Consider the following 17243-nt stretch of genomic DNA (forward strand, 5'->3'; position numbering starts at 1 on the left):
CTACCATCGCCGACCCCGACCCGGTGCACCACCTGCGATGTGCCGGTCTTGCGCTCAGCCCGCGCCGCGGCTCGCGTCCTCGTCGAGCATCCTTTGGTTCCGCGGCAACAGGTCCCAGACGTGTTCGGTGGTGTTGACCGCGGCGACCGTCGCTTGACCGGACCGGGAGAACAACAGCCGGGTGACCGACGCGTAGTCGACGGGAAAGGACAGCAGTCGCGCGGTACCCAGAATCTCGTGCAGGAGGACGTTGATGACCCCGCCGTGGCTGAACACCGCGACGGTGTCGTCGGGGTCGGCGGTGGCCACGAGGTCGTCGACCGCGGCGCGCACCCGGGCAAGGAAAGCATCCTCGTCGACCGCGCTCGGCAGATGCCCCTGAGCCAGTCGCGCCCACTCTTCGGGCATCTCCGCGCGGATCTGCTCGACGGGGATGTACACCGGCAGGTCGCGGTCGTACTCGGCGAAACGGTCGTCGATCTCGACGGTCAGGCCGCGATTCGCCGCGACCGGTTCGGCGGTCTGGATGGCCCGCCGCTGCGGACTGCTCACCACGCGCGAAATGGGAAACCTGGCGAGCGCCTTAGGTAGTCGTTGGATCTGGGCCAACCCTTCGTCCGACAGGTCCGGGTCGGAACCTTGACCGTGCTCGCTGCGCAGCGGCAGCGCGTGCCGGACCAGAAGCACTTGCATATGTCTTCCCGTCTTATCGAACGTTATGCCGGTCCGAAGTCTCTCATCGCCCGCTCTCCGTCGTTCACGGCGTGCACAATGACATCGCTGTACCCAAGCATCGCTGTACCCAACTCAATGCGCTCCAGTGGCAAGGAGGACGGATGACCGAACCGGACCGGGATTGGGACGCCGCCTACCGGCAAGCCGTTCCGCCGCCGTGGAGCATCGGCCGGCCCCAGCCGGCGCTGGCGCAGCTCATCGACCAAGGCAAGGTGCGCAGCGAGGTGCTGGACTCCGGCTGCGGCCACGCCGCGCTCTCGCTGACGCTTGCCGCACTCGGCCACACCGTCGTCGGCCTGGATGCGAGCGCGACCGCGATTGCCGCGGCCACCGCCGCGGCCGCCGAGCAAGGGCTCACCACGGCGACCTTCGCCCAGGCCGACGTCACCACCTTCGGCGGCTATGACGGCCGCTTCTCCACCATCCTGGACAGCGGGCTGTTCCATGCGCTGCCGACCGACCGGCGCCAGGACTATGTGCAATCCATCTTCCGCGCCGCGGCCCCCGGCGCCTCGCTGTACATCCTGGCCTTCGCCGCCGGGGCACTCGACGACGCCCATTCGGACCGGCCTGGCCCGCCCGGCTTCACCGAAACCGAATTGCACGATGCCGTCGCGACGCTCTGGCGGGTTGACGACGTTCGCCCCGCGAAGGTGTACGGCACAGACGACACATTCGGATCGCCGGACGGTCCGCTTTCGCACCTGGAGCACGATGACGAGGGCCACTTCATGGCACCCGGATTTCTATTGGCCGCGCACAAGCCGGACTGAGCCGCAGTGGCCGCGGCGAGCATGGAGAATGCTATTCTCCATCCTGAGATTGGGGTGTGCAGTGATGGTTGGACGGTGACAAGCGTGGCCGACTCGGGACTGGACGCGGGCGTGCTCGCCCGATGGCTGGATGCCAATGGCGCGCCGGGGGATGGAGAAGGGCCGCGGCTGACCGAGCTGACGGGAGGTTCGCAGAACACCCTTTACCTGATCGAGCGCGGCCCGTCGGAAGCCCCCGTGCGGATGGTGTTGCGAATGCCCGGCGCCCGGGCCGACGCCGCCCGCATCGACGGGTTGCTGCGAGAGATTCGCCTGGTTCGGGCGCTGTCCGGCACCGACGTCCCGCACGCGGCGCTGATCGCGGCCGATGAAACCGGCGCCGTGCTCGGGATGCCGTTTTACGTCATGCAGGCGATCGACGGCTGGAGCCCGATGGACGGCGGGTGGCAACCCCCGTTCGACACCGACTTCGACGCCCGGCGCGGCCTGGCCTTCCAATTGGTCGACGGCGCGGCCAAGTTGGGCCGCGTGGATTGGCCCAAGCAAGGACTCGAAGGCTTCGGCCGCCCCGACGGATTCCACGAGCGGCAGGTCGATCGCTGGCTGGCGTTTTTGGACGCCTACCGGGTCCGCGAGTTGCCGGGTCTGGACGTCGCATCGGACTGGCTGCGCCGCAACCGTCCCGCCCATTACCGGGCGGGCATCATGCACGGCGACTACCAGTTCGCCAACGTGATGTTCGCGCACGGCAGCCCGGCACGTTTGGCCGCGATCGTGGACTGGGAGATGACCACCGTCGGCGATCCGCTGCTCGACCTGGCATGGTGCCTACTGGGCTACGACGGTGAAAAGCCGCGCGAGGACGGCTTTTATCTCGACATGCGCGGCATGCCTACGCGCAGCGAGCTGTTGGAGCACTACGAGACCGTCAGCGGGTTGCCGACCGAGAACATCGACTACTACCTGGTGCTGGCCAACTGGAAGCTGGGCATCGTGCTGGAAAAGACCTATGCGGCCGGGGTGCGCACCGGGAACGTCGACCCCAAGATCACCGACGCGTTCGGTCCGATGATTCTGCAGCTCATCGCCACGGCGGCCGAACTCGCCCGGTCTAACGAGGGGTCCTGAAATGGGTTACGCCGACAGACTTTTCGACCTCACCGACCGGGTCATCCTGATCACCGGTGGCAGCCGCGGGCTGGGGCGCGAGATGGCGTTCGGCGCGGCCCACTGCGGTGCGGACGTCGTGGTCGCGAGCCGCAACATGGACAACTGCGTCTCAACCGCCAAAGAGATCGAGGCCGAGACCGGCCGTTCCGCGATGGCTTATCAGGTGCACGTGGGACGCTGGGATCAGCTCGACGGCCTGGTCGAGGCGACCTACGAACGTTTCGGCAAGGTCGACACACTGATCAACAACGCGGGCATGTCCCCGTTGTACGACAAGCTCACCGATGTGACCGAGAAGCTGTTCGACGCCGTGGTCAACCTCAACCTCAAGGGCCCATTCCGGTTGTCGGCGTTGGTGGGTGAGCGCATGGTGGCAGCCGGCCGGGGTTCGATCATCAACGTGAGTACGGCCGGCTCACTTCGGCCGACGCCCGACATCATCCCCTACGCCGCGTCCAAGGCCGGTCTCAACGCCATGACCGAAGCATTGGCGAAGGCGTTCGGCCCAGCGGTGCGGGTCAACACGCTGATGGCCGGGCCGTTCCTCACCGACGTGAGCAAGGCGTGGAATCTCGGGTCGGCCGAACAGAAACCGTTCAAGCACCTTTCGTTGCAGCGCGCTGGCGACCCGCGTGAAATCGTGGGCGCAGCACTGTTCTTGGCGTCCGATGCGTCCAGCTTCACCACCGGCTCGATCCTGCGGGCCGACGGCGGAATCCCCTGACGTGGCGATCGCAAGCGCGGCGCAGCCGGGCGCAGCGGGTCGCCACCATCGGTCCAGTGGCGATCGCAAGCGCGGCGCAGCCGGGCGCAGCGGGTCGCCACCATCGGTCCAGTGGCGATCGCAAGCGACCCGCAGCCGGGCGCAGCGGGTCGCCACCAATGAAAGGAGTGTTCGAATGTCCTGGGATTTTTCTACCGAGCCCGAGTTCGAGGAGAAGCTCGAGTGGATCCGCGTGTTCGTTCGCGATGAGGTGGAACCGCTCGAGGTGCTGTTTCCGGGCTGCGAGTTTCTGCCGCTGAACGACGAGCGGCGCCGCATTGTCGACCCACTCAAGCAGCAGGTGCGCGACAAGGGTTTGTGGGCACCGCATCTTGGGCCGGAGTTGGGCGGGCAGGGATTCGGCGCGGTCAAGCTGACCTTGATCAACGAGATTCTGGGTCGCAGCCCGTGGGCACCGATCGTCTTCGGGACGCAAGCGCCTGACACCGGCAACGCCGAGATCATCGCCCGCTTCGGAACCCAGGAGCAGAAGGATCGCTATCTGGCTGGGCTGCTGTCCGGGGAGATCTTCTCGTGCTTCTCGATGACCGAGCCGCAGGGAGGCGCGGACCCGAGGGTCTTCACCACCCGCGCCGTCCGTGACGGCGACGAGTGGGTCATTACCGGACGAAAGTACTTCTCCTCCAACGCCTCCGTCGCGTCGTTCTTCATCGTCGTCGCGATCACCGATCCCGACGTACCGGTCCATACCGGCGCTTCGACCTTCCTGATCCCGGCCGGCGCCGAGGGGCTGGCTCTGGAAGCCAACCACCATCTGGTCGGGGCCGACCCACACGAGCCGGGCCATTCGCTGGTGCATTACAACGACGTCCGAGTGCCCGCCGACGCGCTGCTCGGCGACCCCGGCCAGGGCTTTTTGATATTGCAGACCCGACTAGCCGGGGGGCGGCTGCATCACGCGATGCGATCCATCGGGATGGCGCAGCGCGCCGTCGAGATCATGTCGCGCCGGGCGAAAAGCCGCTTCACCCAGGGCAGTCTGCTGGCCGACAAACAACTGGTGCAGGAGTTCGTCGCCGACTCCTACACCGAGCTGATCCCATTCCGGCTGACGGTGTTGCACGCCGCATGGCTGATCGACAACGGCAAGGAACGCGCCGCCCGAGCCGAGATCGCGGCCTGCAAGATCCTGGCCTCCCAAGTGCTCAAATCGATTGCGCTGCGTGCCATTCAGGTGCATGGCGCGCTGGGGCTGACCGACCAGCTACCACTGGTCAACGTGCTGCTGGGCGGCATTGCGCTGGGTCTGGCGGACGGGCCGACCGAGGCACACAAGGTGAACCTGGCCCGGATGCTGCTGAAGGGTTACGAGGCCGAGGAAGGTGACTGGCCGAGCGAGATGCTCGACGTGCGGCGGGCGGCCGCACGTGCGAAATACGGTGAGCTCGTTGACCTCTAACCGGGTGGCCGCCGCCGTCGAGCGCGCGCTGGACGACCGCCAGCGGGAGGCCACCGAAGAAGTGGAACGCATCCTGGCCGCCGCGGTGCGCGTCATGGAACGGGTCGCGCCGGAACCACCTCGGGTCAGCGATATCGTCGCCGAGGCGGGTTCGTCGAACAAAGCGTTCTATCGTTACTTCGCCGGTAAGGACGATTTGATCCTGGCCGTCATGGAGCGCGGGGTGGCCATCGTGGTTTCCTACCTCGAGCATCAGATGGCCAAGGAATCCGAGCCGCGCGCCAAGGTCGTGCGGTGGATCGAGGGCACTCTGGCGCAGGTTGCCGACCCGCACCTGATCAGCATGACCCGAGCGGCGGCCGGCCAGATGTCGGCCGGTGCCAGTTGGCGCGCGGCCGACCAGGCGTTGATGCGGCCGCTTCGTCAGCTTCTCGTTGAACCCGTTGCGGCGCTGGGCAGTAGCGACGTCGAACGCGATGTCGAGGCGGTGTTCAGCTGCACCACGTCGACCATGCGCCGCTATGTCGGCTCGGCCGAGCAGCCCGGTCCTGACGACATCGCACACCTAGCGCATTTCTGTTTACGTGGACTGGGGGTCGGTTGATGCGCGCGGTGATCTGTCGTTCTTATGGCGCACCGGAGGACCTGGTGATAGACGACGTGCCCGATCCCGTTGTGGCTCCTGGCCAACTGCTGGTGCGGGTCCGCGCGGCCGCGGTCAACTTCCCCGACGTGCTCTTCATCGCCGGCAAGTACCAGGTGAAAATTCCGCCGCCGTTCATCCCCGGCAATGAGATTGCCGGCGAGGTCATCGCCGCGGGTGACGGCGTGTCGTTTCGCCCCGGGCAGCGGGTCTCCGGCACCACATTCGGGGCGTTCGCCGAACAGGCGCTGCTCGACGGGAGTCAGGCCGAGCTCGTGCCCGACGACGCCGACTTCGCCTCGGCCGCCGCGTTCGGCGTCACCTACCGCACCGCCTATCACGCGCTGCGCTCGACGGCCGGTGTCGGACAGGGAGATTGGGTGGTCGTGCTCGGGGCTGCGGGCGGCGTGGGTCTGGCCGCGGTCGACCTCGCGGCCGCGCTGGGGGCCCGGGTGCTTGCAGCGGCGTCGAGCGGGGAGAAGCTCGAGTTGTGTCGGCAACGCGGGGCCGAGGCGACCGTGGACTACGACCGCGAGGATCTGAAAACGCGGATCCGTGAACTCACCGGTGACAGCGCCCGTGTGGTGCTGGACCCGGTGGGCGGCTCGTATTCGGAGCCGGCACTGCGCGGACTCGCGCGTGGCGGCACCTTTGTCACGTTGGGCTACGCGGCCGGTACCATCCCCGCGATCCCCCTCAATCTCGTTCTCCTCAAGGACATCTGCGTGCGGGGCATGGAGATTCGCACCTTCATGACCGACCACCCCGACGATGCCGTCCGCGATCTGAAGGAATTGGCTCTGATGTTCGCCGACGGCACGGTGCGGCCCTACATCGGCGCGCGATTCCCCCTCTGCGAGACGGCGGCGGCTTTACGGCATGTGGCCGACCGCAAGGTGCTGGGGAAGGTGGTGATCGACGTCGCGTAACAGTCTGGGTCTCACGGCGTGACGATGTTGAAATTCGGGTCCGGTCCGTCCAGCACACGCAGCAGGTCTTGCAGCGCAGCCTGATCGCCGGAGAGCTCCAGGCCGGGTGAGTTGAAATCGCCCATCGCCACGGCAAAGAAACGAATCTTGTTGTCCAATACGACCGTAACGGCCGCCGTCGAAGGATCTGGCGCGACCTTGCGGTGCACGAGCACCCCGTTGCGCAGGGTGAGCCGATAGTTGGCGGCGGTATCGGCGAAGCTGATGTCGATGGCGATGTCCAGATCCCAGCTGCGCGGGCCGTTGACCCGAATCGCCAGACCGTCGAAGATCTGCTCCGGCGCCAGCTGGCACATCATCGTGGGCGAGGCAACTTGGCCCGCGGTGCCGAAGTTGCCGTCGCGCAGTTCGGCCGCCCCGCTCAAGAAGAAGTTGCGCCAGGTCGCGTTTTCGGCCCCGTAGGCCAGCTGCTCGAGAGTGTCGGAATACAACGCGCGTGCAGCCGTGTGCTCGGAATCGGTGAAGATCGCATGGTCCAGCAACGTTGCGGCCCAACGAAAGTCCCCGGAGTCGAAGGCCGCCCTGGCGAGGTCGACGACGCGGCTGATTCCACCCATCGCCTCCACATACCGGGGCGCCAGCGCCTCGGGCGGATGGGGCCACAGGCGGCCCGGGTTGCCGTCGAACCAACCCATATAACGCTGATAAATCGCCTTGACGTTATGGCTCACCGACCCGTAGTAGCCGTGCGTGTGCCACGCCTGCTCGAGGGCCGGCGGCATCTGGAACATTTCGGCTATTTCGACGCCGGTGTGACCCTGGTTGAGCAATCGCAGCGTCTGGTCGTGCAGATACGCATACATGTCGCGCTGCAGCGACAGGAATTCGACGATGCGGTGCCGTCCCCAGGTCGGCCAGTGATGGGAGGCGAACACGACATCGGTGCGATCGGCAAAAGTGTCTATCGCTTCGGTCAGGTAACCGGACCAGGCGTGCGGGTCACGCACCAGCGCGCCGCGCAGGGTCAGCAGATTATGCAGGTTGTGCGTAGCGTTCTCAGCCATACACAAGGCGCGGAAACGTGGGAAATAGAAATGCATTTCGGCGGGTGCCTCGGTGCCCGGCGCCATTTGGAATTCGATCCCGACCCCGTCGATGGTGTGTGTCTCACCGGTGGTGCGGACGTCGATGGTCGGCACGATGACGGCGACCTCGCCGGTGGATGGCGCCTGGCCCAGCCCGCAGCCGACCTGATCCATCGGTCCGCGCGCCAGCAAAGCGCCGTACATGTAGGTCGCGCGGCGTGTCATTGCCGGCCCGGCGTAGACGTTTTCCTGCACCGCGTGCTCGATGAATCCCTCCGGCGCCAGGACGGCCACCGCGCCGGTGTCCACATCCGCCTGCGAAGTAACACCCAAGACTCCACCGAAATGGTCGACGTGGCTGTGGGTGTAGATCACCGCAACGACGGGGCGCTCGCCACCTCGGTGGGTGCGATACAGCGCGAGCGCCGCGGCCGCCACTTCCGTGGACACCAAAGGATCTATGACGATGATGCCGTTGTCGGATTCCACGAAGGTGATGTTCGAGATGTCGAAGCCGCGAACCTGGTAGATGCCGGGAACCACTTCGTAAAGACCTTGCTTGGCCGCTAACGTCGACTGTCGCCAGAGGCTGGGGTGAACCGACGTCGGAGCCGGACCAGCCAAGAACGAGTAGGCGTCGTTGTCCCACACCACCCGCCCGTCGGCCGCCGTGATCACGCACGGCGACTCCGCGGCAATGAATCCCCGGTCGGCGTCGGCGAAATCCGTCTCGTCATGAAAAGGCAGAACGTGGCCGCGATGGGCCGATTCGATGACTGCGGTGGGGGGTTTGTGTTGCATCGCCAATACTTTGCCATCGATGTGGCTCCCGGCGTTCGGAAGGAATTTTCGCCGAACTCCTCGTGCGCGACTGGGCAAACACGCATACTGCCTTGACGGCCCTCAATGCCGAGGTCCGCAACAATCGGGCAAAGGAGAACAGGTGAAGCGTGGACTGACTGTCGCGGCAGCTGGAGCGGCAATTCTGGTCGCAGGGATATCGGGATGTTCGAGCAACAAATCGAATGGCGTTTCGACCTCGGTGCCGGGAGGCTCCGTGTCGGCCGGAGGCAACAACTCCTCGAAGGTCATCATCGACGGCAAGGACCAGAACGTCCAGGGGACCACTATTTGCACCAAGGCCGGCGGCAATATCTCAATTGCGGTCGGTGGAAACACCACCGGGATCAGCGTCGTGCTCGCTGACGCCGATCCGCTCGCGGTGAAGGCAGTCCAGCTCGGCAACGTCAACGGCGTGACACTTCAGTACGCGCAAGGTGGCCAGGGCAACGCCTCGGCGACCAAGGACGGCAACACGTACAAGGTCACGGGCACTGCCACCGGCGTCGACATGGCGAACCCGATGCAGCCGGTCAACAAGCCGTTCGAAATCGACGCGACTTGCTCCTGACCTAAGGATCGACAGCGGGCGGTTGCCATCCATTGGGTGGCAACCGCACCGTGAACTCCGTGCGGCCCGGCGCGCTGTCCATCGCGATAGTTCCGTTGTGCGCCTTGACAACCGCGGAAACAATCGCCAGGCCAAGTCCGGTGCTGCCGCCCTTGCGGGAGCGCGAGGAGTCACCCCGGGCGAACCGTTCGAACACCTCCGATTGCAACGCCGCCGGAATGCCGGGCCCGTTGTCGATGACCTGCAGCACGGTGTGCGATGACTCGCTGCTCAACCGCGTCGTCACGACGGTGCCCGGCCCGGTATGGACGCGGGCGTTGGCGAGCAGGTTCGTCAGCACCTGATGCAGCCGGGCAGCGTCTCCAGTAACGACCACCGGTTCTTCGGGTAGGTCGAGTTCCCATTGATGGTCGGGTCCGGCGACGTGAGCGTCGTTGACCGCGTCCACCGCCAACCGGGACAGATCCACCGGTTCGCGTTCCAGCGGGCGGCCGGAGTCCAGCCGGGCCAGCAGCAGCAGGTCCTCGACAAGGCGCGTCATCCGCTCGGTCTCGGACGCCACCCGGCTCATGGCCTGCGCCACGGCCTCGCGATCGTCGCCCATCCGTTGAGTCAGTTCGGTGTAGCCGCGAATCGCCGCCAGTGGCGTGCGCAGCTCATGGCTGGCGTCGGCGACGAACTGGCGAACCCGCGTCTCGCTGGCCTGGCGCGCCGAGAGCGCGGCCGCGATGTGGTCCAGCATCTGGTTGAGGGCCGCACCGAGTTGCCCTACCTCGGTGGCGGGGTTCGCGTCGGATTCGTGCACGCGTACCGGCAGTTCGACCTCACCACGCGCCAGCGGCAGGCCGGCCACCTCGCTCGCGGTTTGCGCGACGCGGCGCAACGGCGCCAGCGCCCGCCTGATGATGATCACACCGGCCGTGGTCGCCGCGACCAGCGCGACGACCGTGACGATTCCGAAGATGACCAGCATCCGCATCAGGGTGGCGTCGATGTTGGCCATCGACAAGCCGGTGACGATGACGTCGCCGCCGCTGCGGCTCGGCGCCGCGATCACCCGGTAGCGACCCAGCCCGTCGAGGTTGAGTGTCACCGGCTTGCGGCTGCCGGCGATCCCGGACAGCTGCTGCTGGGCGGCCGGGGTCAGCTCGGCTCGGTCACCGCTGCTCGTCGTGTAGCCGGCGTCCACGGTGTTCCCGTGACTGACCACCGCCGCCACCATGCCCGCCGGCTGGCCCGGGGCATCCAGGAATCGCGGGCCCGGGCCCGGTCGCGGATAGACGTGCCGATGCCGCCAGCCCGAATGGGGCTGCTCGGGGTACATGAGGGCCGAGCGGTAGGAGGTGCCGGCGAGCTGCCCGTCGAGCTGGGCCACCAAGTGGTGCAGCAGCGCCAGTTCGGTCGCGGCGGTGATGCCGACGCAGACGAACGCCAACACGACGATCTGACCGACCAGCAGCCGCAGGCGAAGGGACCAGACCCTTCGGGTATCAGCGGGCCGGCTTGAGGACATAACCCGCACCGCGCAGCGTGTGGATCATCGGTTCTCGGCCGTTGTCGATCTTCTTGCGCAGGTAGGAAATGTAGAGCTCGACGATGTTGGACCGGCCCCCGAAGTCGTAACTCCATACCCGGTCCAGGATTTGGGCTTTGCTCAGCACCCGCTTGGAGTTGCGCATCATGAATCGCAACAGTTCAAACTCGGTGGAGGTCAACGAAATTGGCTCACCCGCGCGGGTGACCTCGTGGCTGTCCTCATCGAGCACCAAGTCTCCGACCACCAGTTGTGCGCCGCTGTCCACCGTCGTCACCCCGGTGCGGCGCAATAAGGCTCGCAGGCGCAGCACCACCTCTTCGATGCTGAACGGCTTGGTGACATAGTCGTCGCCACCGGCCGTCAGTCCGGCGATACGGTCTTCGACGGCATCCTTGGCGGTGAGCAGCAGCACCGGCAACTGCGGGTTCTCCTCGCGGAGTTTGTGCAAGACGTCGAGCCCGCTCATGTCGGGCAGCATGACGTCCAGCACAACCACGTCGGGTCGCTGGGAGCGAGCGGTCGCGATTGCCGATGCCCCGTCGCCGGCGGTCGAGATGTTCCAACCCTCGTACCGCAGTGCCATTGACACCATGTCCGCCAGCACGGATTCGTCGTCTACGACCAGAACGTTGATGGGGTTGCCGTCTGCACGACACATAACAACCCGCTCGACCGAGGCTCGGGGCTGCGTCACAACCTCCAGTATCCGCCGCGGACTGAGCCGAGACTATGGCAAACCTATGTGTGTCCTGTGAAGCGGATCGCGCGACTGCTGAGCAGCCGCGCGATCCGCATTCGGTCTAAGCCGTTAATACCAGTAGCGGCGACCGGCCACCGGGCGGCCGACCGAGCCCAGAATCCAGAGGATCACGCCGATGACAAGGAGCACAACGCCCAGCGTGGTCAGGATAGGTACGTGGAAGAAAAATCCCAGAATAAGCAGGATGATCCCTAAGATAACCATTTTCGACTTTCCTTTGAGTGAGTGGTTAGAGGTTTATCGATTGCATTGAACTTGGTTGCGGCAGATGACAATCCGTCACTTTCGGATTGACACCGAAATAATTCAAGGGTCCAGCGATCACGGTCACCGCAACCGTGCCCGCCGAGGCGCATGATGTGTTGTCGTTTTTGAAGTAGTCGCGCTGCCACGCCGCGATTACTCCGATCAGCAACCACACCAACGCAACCGTTCCGATGATCCCGCTGCCACGCATCGTGACCTCCAATGTGGACGAGAAGGAGTTTCTCGTGGACGTGAAATTACCCATTCAACTCGTGTCTAAACATGCAATAGGTTATGCAACAGCGCTTGTCGGTGCGGCCTGGACGTTACAGGTGGTCGGCGAGCCAGGTGGCGGCCCGCTTCTTCGACGCTCTGGACAACCAGGCGTCCTGGATCAGCTCAGCTAATTCGGTTCTGCTGATTTCCGCCAGCCGACTGGCCCGCACCAACACCGACGGGTGCCCGTCGAAGTGGTCCGTGGTGAAAAACGGCGAAACGGGATCGGAAATCAACGCCAACTTGTCGCTTTCCGACTCCACCCAAAGCATGATCACGTCCGTATAGCGCTCGCCGGTGTCCGGATCGGTCGCGTCGGGCCGAGGCGTGCGAAAGAAGACGAATGACTTCCCGCCCACCTGGTAGATCGCATTGCCCTTCGGGCCCTCCAGGCGCTGGACGTGCGGCATGGCGGCGGCGATCTCATGGACGTCGCTTAACCGGGCGCGTCGAGCGGCCATGACGACGAGGGTACCGTCCGTCCGGCACCGCTCGTCATCCTGGCGAGAGATGTTGTGGTACTTGACGTTTGATCGTCGCAGCGACCCGTCCAGCGGTTAGTCCGCCGTCCGCTGCGCGGATACGTAGAGAGTGGGCGGCATCGAGTCTTCCGAGCCCTTCGGCACGCTGCGGTCATACCGCGCCATCAACTCCGAGAACGACGCCGTCGTGACGTCCCAACCGCGGTCACTCAGGAAGTCGCCGACGGGCGTGCGCTCCTCGGGGTACCAGAGATCGTCGAAGTCCGTGATCTCGGCGTTGACCAGCTGGGCGGCCGCGGCCCGCAGCCGTCGCATCTCGTCGCGCTGCCGCTGCACACGATCGGGGTCGGTGAAGCCCGAGTCGGGCACGTTGGACGCCACCCAGCTGCCCACGGCGCTGAGCGAATTGATCCGCTCGAACAGCAGGTCCTGGGCCTGTGCGGGCAGGTAACGAACCAGGCCCTCGGCCGACCACACGGCGGGCTTGGAGGCGTCAAAGCCCGCTTCCTGCAGCGCTTTCGGCCAATCCTGCCGGAGATCGATCGGGACGTTGACCAGCTGCGCCTTGGGCTTCGCCCCGTGCTCGCTCAGGGTGTTGGATTTGAATTCCAGCACCTTGGGCTGGTCGAGCTCGTAGACGACGGTGCCATCGGGCCACGGGAGCCTCCAAGTGCGTGCGTCCAGGCCGGCGGCCAGGATCACCACCTGCCGAACCCCGGCGTCCGCGGCGCCGAGGAAGAACTCGTCGAAGAACGCCGTCCGGGTGGCCATGAAGTCGACCATCAGCTGTAGCCGATTCCGCAGATCCGGCTCGATGCCGCCGGCCTTGACCAGCAGCGCCGGGTCGGCGTAGATGCTCCACATTCCCTCGCCCGCGGCGTCGACGAACACGCGCGCGAAAGGATCATTGATCAGTGGGTTCTCGCTCTCGGTTTCGGCCGCGCGAGCCGCCGCGACACCCAGCGCGGTGGCCCCGACGCTTTGAGTGATTTCCCAGGAGTCATCGTCGGTCCGCGGCATCGCCAATTTCCTTCCCCAGAAAGTAAGTTATGCACACTATTCTTCCAGCCGCCGCCCGCCGAGGCCGCCCGTCGGCCCTGTCCTAGTCTTTTTCCCAGACGGTCCACAGGTTGCAAGGGAGTGCCATGACGCCCAATCCGCCACGTACGCCGCGGGAGGTATTCGCCCACCACGGCAGTGCCCTGGCGGCGGGCGATCTTGACGAGATTGTCGTCGACTACGCCGAAGATTCCGTGCTGCTCAGCCCCGCAGGCATCGCTCGCGGCAAGGACGCCATCCGTCGAGTATTCGCGGCGTTGCTCGCCGATCTGCCGGATGCGAACTGGGACTTGAGGACCCAGCTGTTCGACGAGGATGTGCTGTTCCTCGAGTGGTCCGCCGACTCGGCCGTCAATCGGGTCGATGACGGCGTTGACACCTTCGTGTTTCGCGACGGCATGATCCGAGCGCAGACCGTCCGGTATACGGCGCACCCGAAGGGCTGAAGAGTGGATCACGTCAACCTGGAAGCGGTGGCGCAGTGGATGTCCGGACAGGGACTCGGCGAGGGACCACTGCAGGACGTTTCCAATGTCACCGGTGGGACCCAGAACGTCATGCTGCGCTTCACCAGGGCCGGCCGGCCCTATGTGCTGCGCCGCGGGCCACGACACTTACGTCCGCGCAGCAACACTGTGATCCTACGTGAGACGAAAGTCCTTGCCGCACTGGCTGGTTCAGATGTCCCCCACCCCCGCCTGATCGCAGCCTGCGAGGACCCGAGCGTGCTGGGCGACGCCGTGTTCTACCTGATGGACCCGGTCGACGGATTCAACGCGGGCGAGGGCCTGCCGCCCCTACACGCCGGCGATGCCACGGTGCGCCACGGCATGGGCCTGTCGATGGCCGACGCGCTGGCGAAGCTCGGTGCCGTCGACCATATCGCGGTGGGACTCGCCGATTTCGGCAAGCCGGAGGGCTTCCTGGAACGCCAGGTGCCGCGCTGGCTTTCGGAGCTGGCGTCCTACAACGAGTACGAGGGTTACCCGGGACCCGACATCCCGGGCATCGAGGAGGTGTCGGCCTGGCTGGAGCGCCACCGCCCGGCCCGCTGGACGCCGGGCATCATGCACGGCGACTATCACGCCGCCAACGTGATGTTCTCCCGCACCGGCCCGGACGTGGTCGCGATCGTCGACTGGGAGATGTGCACGATCGGTGACCCACTGCTGGATCTGGGCTGGCTGCTGGCCACCTGGCGCCAGCCCGACGGTTCCAGCGTGTTCAGCCACGCCCTCGGCGGGCAGGGCGGTCTGGCCACCACCGACGAACTCCTCGAGCGCTACGCCGCCAACACCACCCGCGACCTGTCCCACATCGCCTGGTACACCGTGCTGGCGTGCTTCAAGCTCGGGATCGTGATCGAGGGGACGCTAGCGCGGGCCTGCGCCGGGAAGGCGGAGAAGGAGGTCGGCGACCAACTGCACGCGGCCACGGTTCATCTCTTCGAGCGGGCGCTGGGCCTCATCTCCGACCAGGACTGACCTACTGACACAGTCCGAGCCGCCACCACCGACGCCGTGCTTTGCCGTCAAGCTTTCCCACGACCACTCCACCGGGCGATTACCTGGCCGGCGAAATCAAGCATCTGGTCAAGCGTGTGGAACATTGCGAAGGCATCCACGATCGCCTCATCGGCACCGGACCGGGCGAGGCGCTCGAGCTTATCCGCGACAGAGTCCACGGACGTGCCGGGTTCGAGGTTGATCCGCATGGCCGACTTGAGCGCATCCGGATCGCGGCCGGCGTCCTTCGCCGCGCGGCGCGCAATCGACCACAGGTGGTCGGTGACCTCGTCCTGCAGCCCCTCGACCCCGAGCCAGCCGGTGCCGCTGCGGCCGACCCGACGCATCGCGGCCTCGCTGGCACCGCCGATCCAGATGGGCGGACCGCCGGCCTGGACCGGGCGCAGGTCGGCATGGACCGGTGGCAGTGAGAAGAACTCGCTGTCCCAGGACACCGGGGTGGTCGTCCACCACTCGTGCAGGAACGCGAGCAGGTCATCGAGCATCTTCCCGCGGCGGCGCCAGTCCGCGCCGCGGGCGATGTCGTGTTCGTCCTTCATCCACCCGATTCCCACGCCAACGTCGAGGCGGCCGTCGCTGAGCACGTCGAGCGTGGTCAGCAGCCGGGCCAGGTGCACCGGCTCGTAGTAGAACGTGCTGAGCGTGCTGGCGTTCAGCCGCACCCGGCTGGTCGCCGTCGCGGCGACCGTCCACAGCAGCACCGGATCGAGGTAGCGGGTCATCTGCGGCGGGTACGGCTGCTCTTTGCCCGGGTAGGTGCTGCGCATATCGACCGGCGTGACCAGGCGATCGCCGACCCACAGCGTGTCATAGCCGAGGTCCTCGAGTCCGCGGCAGAACGCACTCAGACCATCGGCGCCGCTGACAGCGGGCCCGACGATGGGAAGTGCGAAACCAAGCTTCATCGCTACAATCCTTTCGATGATCGATCAACCATTTTTCGTGACGCACGGCGCCCCTGCTCGTTCGCTGCTTGGACCCACGGCGGGCGGTCATGCGGGAACGGCGGCGCCGAGGGCGAAGTCGTAGTTCCCCACCCCGTGGCTGGCGAGACCCATGACGACCAGGCCCGTTCCCTCCAGCCAGTGCGCCATGTTCAAGCCGCCGACGTCCAGCGGGCGCAGCCCAAGGCTCTCGATGAACTCCGCGACGCCCTCCTTGGCGCGCGCGTCGTCGCCGGCGATAAAGACGTCCAGCGGCCGGCCCTGGGCCAGGACAACACCGAAGATCGTGTTGAAGGCCTTCACCACGCGGGCGCTGGCCGGGGCCGCCTTGGCGACTTCCTGCGCGATCGAGGTGTCATCGGGGATGGCGAGCCCGTCGGCGGTGGAATTGAAGGGGTTGCTGATGTCGACGATGACCTTGCCCGCGAGGGCCTCGCCGTATTGGGCGACCACCGGAACGACATCGGCGTACAACACTGCCACGATGACGATGTCCCCGGCCGGCACGTCGCCGAACTCTCCCGTCGTGGCGCCGCCGCCGAGAGCTTTGGCCAGTTCAGCGGCCTTGGACCGATCGCGACCGATGACCTCGACGGTGTTTCCGCCCGCTACCGCCAGCGCGCCGATCGCGCGGGCCATGTTCCCGGTGCCGATGATGCTGATGCTGCTCATGAGGTGTCACATCCTGACTATCGAATCGAAAAGGTTGACGATTCAACCTTAGGCATCATTTGTTGATGCGTCAACTAATCCCGTAACATGGCGGTTAATGGAACCGAACTGGCTGAATCCTCGCGAAGACCGCGCCTGGCGGGCGTTCCAGCATGCGCATCATCAACTCGACGTGCACCTGAATCGCGGTCTGCAGGAATCGGGCCTGTCCGGCGCCGACTACGAGATCCTGGCGGTGCTCTCGGGTCACGACGGGGACCGCATGCCCGCACGAGACCTCTGCAAAGCGCTGGGCTGGGAGAAGAGCCGTGTCTCCCACCAAGTGCGACGCATGCAGAAGGACGGGCTGATCTGCCGCGAGCCCAACCCCGACGACGCCCGGAGCACCATGATCTGCCTACTGCCGGCCGGCCGGGCCGCCATCCAGAAGGCGGCGCCCGGGCACGTGGAGGACGTCCGCCGGAACTTCATCGACCTGCTCAGCCCGGCTGAGCTCGACATGCTCGCCGCCCTCAACGAACGAGTCCTGCGGCACCTGGCCAACGACGACGATTCCGCCACCGACGAAGATTCCCCATGACCTTCATCGCCGCTCGGCCACGCTGAACTTCTTCATCCAGGGAGTGTCACCGATCAACCGAAACAACTGTCACGCATCAGCCGAAACACTGTCACGCATCACCCGACGACGAAATGTCACGCATCAGCCGGGGTCATACACCGAGCGCGCCCGAAGGTGTCTGAGTTCACGACATAGGTGACAGATGAGTCGGGTCATGGGTGACATCTGTGTCGATGCCTGATGAGTCGCG

Annotated in this window: 20 protein-coding genes; 10 read left to right on the top strand and 10 right to left on the bottom strand. The window is 65.8% G+C overall.

What is annotated here, in order from left to right; translation table 11 throughout:
- Positions 1-54: 54 nt before the first annotated feature.
- Positions 55-693, bottom strand: coding sequence for a histidine phosphatase family protein (locus A5686_RS07225; RefSeq protein ID WP_067932530.1), 639 nt, complete (start codon positions 691-693; stop codon positions 55-57).
- A 143-nt stretch (positions 694-836) separates the two neighbouring features.
- Between A5686_RS07225 and A5686_RS07230 the strand changes: the two genes are divergently transcribed.
- The 6 genes from A5686_RS07230 (at position 837) to A5686_RS07255 (ending at position 6433) form a co-directional block, all read left to right on the top strand.
- On the top strand, positions 837-1508 hold the full coding sequence (locus A5686_RS07230; protein ID WP_067932532.1) for a class I SAM-dependent methyltransferase: 672 nt from the start codon (positions 837-839) through the stop codon (positions 1506-1508).
- A gap of 84 nt (positions 1509-1592) precedes the next feature.
- Positions 1593-2636, top strand: coding sequence for a phosphotransferase family protein (locus A5686_RS07235; RefSeq protein ID WP_231986312.1), 1044 nt, complete (start codon positions 1593-1595; stop codon positions 2634-2636).
- 1 nt (position 2637) lies between these two features.
- Positions 2638-3402 carry an SDR family NAD(P)-dependent oxidoreductase gene (locus tag A5686_RS07240; protein WP_067932537.1) on the top strand — a complete coding sequence of 255 codons (765 nt, stop codon included), beginning with the start codon at positions 2638-2640 and terminating at the stop codon, positions 3400-3402.
- Positions 3403-3577: 175 nt separating this feature from the next.
- Entirely contained in the window at positions 3578-4861 is a 1284-nt protein-coding gene (locus A5686_RS07245; protein WP_067932539.1) for an acyl-CoA dehydrogenase family protein, read from the top strand.
- Positions 4842-5465 carry a TetR/AcrR family transcriptional regulator gene (locus tag A5686_RS07250; protein WP_067932542.1) on the top strand — a complete coding sequence of 208 codons (624 nt, stop codon included), beginning with the start codon at positions 4842-4844 and terminating at the stop codon, positions 5463-5465. The genes A5686_RS07245 and A5686_RS07250 overlap by 20 nt, the downstream gene beginning before the upstream one ends.
- A complete protein-coding gene (locus A5686_RS07255; RefSeq protein WP_067932544.1) occupies positions 5465-6433 on the top strand; it encodes an NADPH:quinone oxidoreductase family protein in 969 nt (322 codons plus the stop codon). Before A5686_RS07250 ends, A5686_RS07255 begins: the two co-directional genes overlap by 1 nt.
- A gap of 11 nt (positions 6434-6444) precedes the next feature.
- Here A5686_RS07255 and A5686_RS07260 read toward each other — a convergent pair whose 3' ends face one another.
- The gene (locus A5686_RS07260; protein WP_197520503.1) at positions 6445-8325 is read right to left on the bottom strand and encodes an alkyl/aryl-sulfatase; all 1881 of its coding nucleotides are present in this window, start codon (positions 8323-8325) and stop codon (positions 6445-6447) included.
- A gap of 136 nt (positions 8326-8461) precedes the next feature.
- On the opposite strand from A5686_RS07260, the gene A5686_RS07265 reads away from it, so the two are divergent.
- Positions 8462-8929 carry a lipoprotein LpqH gene (locus tag A5686_RS07265; RefSeq protein WP_067932548.1) on the top strand — a complete coding sequence of 156 codons (468 nt, stop codon included), beginning with the start codon at positions 8462-8464 and terminating at the stop codon, positions 8927-8929.
- 1 nt (position 8930) lies between these two features.
- Here the strand turns inward: A5686_RS07265 and A5686_RS07270 are convergent, their stop codons facing one another.
- From A5686_RS07270 to A5686_RS07290, 6 genes are all read right to left on the bottom strand, one after another.
- Positions 8931-10442: a cell wall metabolism sensor histidine kinase WalK gene (locus tag A5686_RS07270; protein WP_067932550.1), complete on the bottom strand. Its 1512-nt coding sequence runs from the start codon at positions 10440-10442 to the stop codon at positions 8931-8933.
- Positions 10420-11124, bottom strand: a complete 705-nt coding sequence (locus tag A5686_RS07275) for a response regulator transcription factor (protein ID WP_067932552.1) — start codon at positions 11122-11124, stop codon at positions 10420-10422. Before A5686_RS07275 ends, A5686_RS07270 begins: the two co-directional genes overlap by 23 nt.
- A gap of 150 nt (positions 11125-11274) precedes the next feature.
- Positions 11275-11430, bottom strand: a complete 156-nt coding sequence (locus A5686_RS27130) for a DUF6131 family protein (RefSeq protein WP_156749985.1) — start codon at positions 11428-11430, stop codon at positions 11275-11277.
- Between the two features lie 25 nt (positions 11431-11455).
- Positions 11456-11695: a hypothetical protein gene (locus A5686_RS07280; protein ID WP_067932586.1), complete on the bottom strand. Its 240-nt coding sequence runs from the start codon at positions 11693-11695 to the stop codon at positions 11456-11458.
- Positions 11696-11798: 103 nt separating this feature from the next.
- Positions 11799-12209, bottom strand: a complete 411-nt coding sequence (locus A5686_RS07285) for an MmcQ/YjbR family DNA-binding protein (RefSeq protein WP_067932554.1) — start codon at positions 12207-12209, stop codon at positions 11799-11801.
- A gap of 96 nt (positions 12210-12305) precedes the next feature.
- Complete coding sequence (locus A5686_RS07290; RefSeq protein ID WP_067932556.1) at positions 12306-13250, bottom strand: class I SAM-dependent methyltransferase; 945 nt, start codon at positions 13248-13250, stop codon at positions 12306-12308.
- Between the two features lie 125 nt (positions 13251-13375).
- Here A5686_RS07290 and A5686_RS07295 point away from each other — a divergent pair, with 125 nt between their 5' ends.
- Positions 13376-13735, top strand: a complete 360-nt coding sequence (locus tag A5686_RS07295; RefSeq protein ID WP_067932558.1) for a nuclear transport factor 2 family protein — start codon at positions 13376-13378, stop codon at positions 13733-13735.
- A gap of 39 nt (positions 13736-13774) precedes the next feature.
- On the top strand, positions 13775-14773 hold the full coding sequence (locus tag A5686_RS07300) for a phosphotransferase family protein (RefSeq protein WP_067932588.1): 999 nt from the start codon (positions 13775-13777) through the stop codon (positions 14771-14773).
- A 47-nt stretch (positions 14774-14820) separates the two neighbouring features.
- On the opposite strand, the gene A5686_RS07305 is transcribed toward A5686_RS07300, so the two are convergent.
- Both A5686_RS07305 and A5686_RS07310 read right to left on the bottom strand, forming a co-directional pair.
- Positions 14821-15720, bottom strand: coding sequence for a TIGR03619 family F420-dependent LLM class oxidoreductase (locus tag A5686_RS07305; protein WP_067932560.1), 900 nt, complete (start codon positions 15718-15720; stop codon positions 14821-14823).
- Between the two features lie 87 nt (positions 15721-15807).
- Entirely contained in the window at positions 15808-16431 is a 624-nt protein-coding gene (locus tag A5686_RS07310) for an NADPH-dependent F420 reductase (protein ID WP_067932562.1), read from the bottom strand.
- 97 nt (positions 16432-16528) lie between these two features.
- On the opposite strand from A5686_RS07310, the gene A5686_RS07315 reads away from it, so the two are divergent.
- Positions 16529-17011, top strand: coding sequence for a MarR family winged helix-turn-helix transcriptional regulator (locus A5686_RS07315; protein ID WP_067932563.1), 483 nt, complete (start codon positions 16529-16531; stop codon positions 17009-17011).
- The last annotated feature ends 232 nt before the right edge of the window (positions 17012-17243 follow it).

This window comes from Mycobacterium sp. E2479 (genome assembly GCF_001667925.1).
Lineage (GTDB): Bacteria > Actinomycetota > Actinomycetes > Mycobacteriales > Mycobacteriaceae > Mycobacterium.

What these genes read in the sequence shown, in the direction of transcription:
- A5686_RS07310 (WP_067932562.1), bottom strand. Translation starts at nt 16,431, where the DNA reads ATGAGCAGCATCAGCATCATCGGCACCGGGAACATGGCCCGCGCGATC.
- A5686_RS07275 (WP_067932552.1), bottom strand. Translation starts at nt 11,124, where the DNA reads ATGTGTCGTGCAGACGGCAACCCCATCAACGTTCTGGTCGTAGACGAC.
- A5686_RS07270 (WP_067932550.1), bottom strand. Translation starts at nt 10,442, where the DNA reads ATGTCCTCAAGCCGGCCCGCTGATACCCGAAGGGTCTGGTCCCTTCGC.
- A5686_RS07295 (WP_067932558.1), top strand. Translation starts at nt 13,376, where the DNA reads ATGACGCCCAATCCGCCACGTACGCCGCGGGAGGTATTCGCCCACCAC.
- A5686_RS07225 (WP_067932530.1), bottom strand. Translation starts at nt 693, where the DNA reads ATGCAAGTGCTTCTGGTCCGGCACGCGCTGCCGCTGCGCAGCGAGCAC.
- A5686_RS07245 (WP_067932539.1), top strand. Translation starts at nt 3,578, where the DNA reads ATGTCCTGGGATTTTTCTACCGAGCCCGAGTTCGAGGAGAAGCTCGAG.
- A5686_RS07290 (WP_067932556.1), bottom strand. Translation starts at nt 13,250, where the DNA reads ATGCCGCGGACCGACGATGACTCCTGGGAAATCACTCAAAGCGTCGGG.
- A5686_RS27130 (WP_156749985.1), bottom strand. Translation starts at nt 11,430, where the DNA reads ATGGTTATCTTAGGGATCATCCTGCTTATTCTGGGATTTTTCTTCCAC.
- A5686_RS07230 (WP_067932532.1), top strand. Translation starts at nt 837, where the DNA reads ATGACCGAACCGGACCGGGATTGGGACGCCGCCTACCGGCAAGCCGTT.
- A5686_RS07315 (WP_067932563.1), top strand. Translation starts at nt 16,529, where the DNA reads ATGGAACCGAACTGGCTGAATCCTCGCGAAGACCGCGCCTGGCGGGCG.
- A5686_RS07300 (WP_067932588.1), top strand. Translation starts at nt 13,775, where the DNA reads ATGTCCGGACAGGGACTCGGCGAGGGACCACTGCAGGACGTTTCCAAT.
- A5686_RS07255 (WP_067932544.1), top strand. Translation starts at nt 5,465, where the DNA reads ATGCGCGCGGTGATCTGTCGTTCTTATGGCGCACCGGAGGACCTGGTG.
- A5686_RS07305 (WP_067932560.1), bottom strand. Translation starts at nt 15,720, where the DNA reads ATGAAGCTTGGTTTCGCACTTCCCATCGTCGGGCCCGCTGTCAGCGGC.
- A5686_RS07285 (WP_067932554.1), bottom strand. Translation starts at nt 12,209, where the DNA reads ATGGCCGCTCGACGCGCCCGGTTAAGCGACGTCCATGAGATCGCCGCC.
- A5686_RS07240 (WP_067932537.1), top strand. Translation starts at nt 2,638, where the DNA reads ATGGGTTACGCCGACAGACTTTTCGACCTCACCGACCGGGTCATCCTG.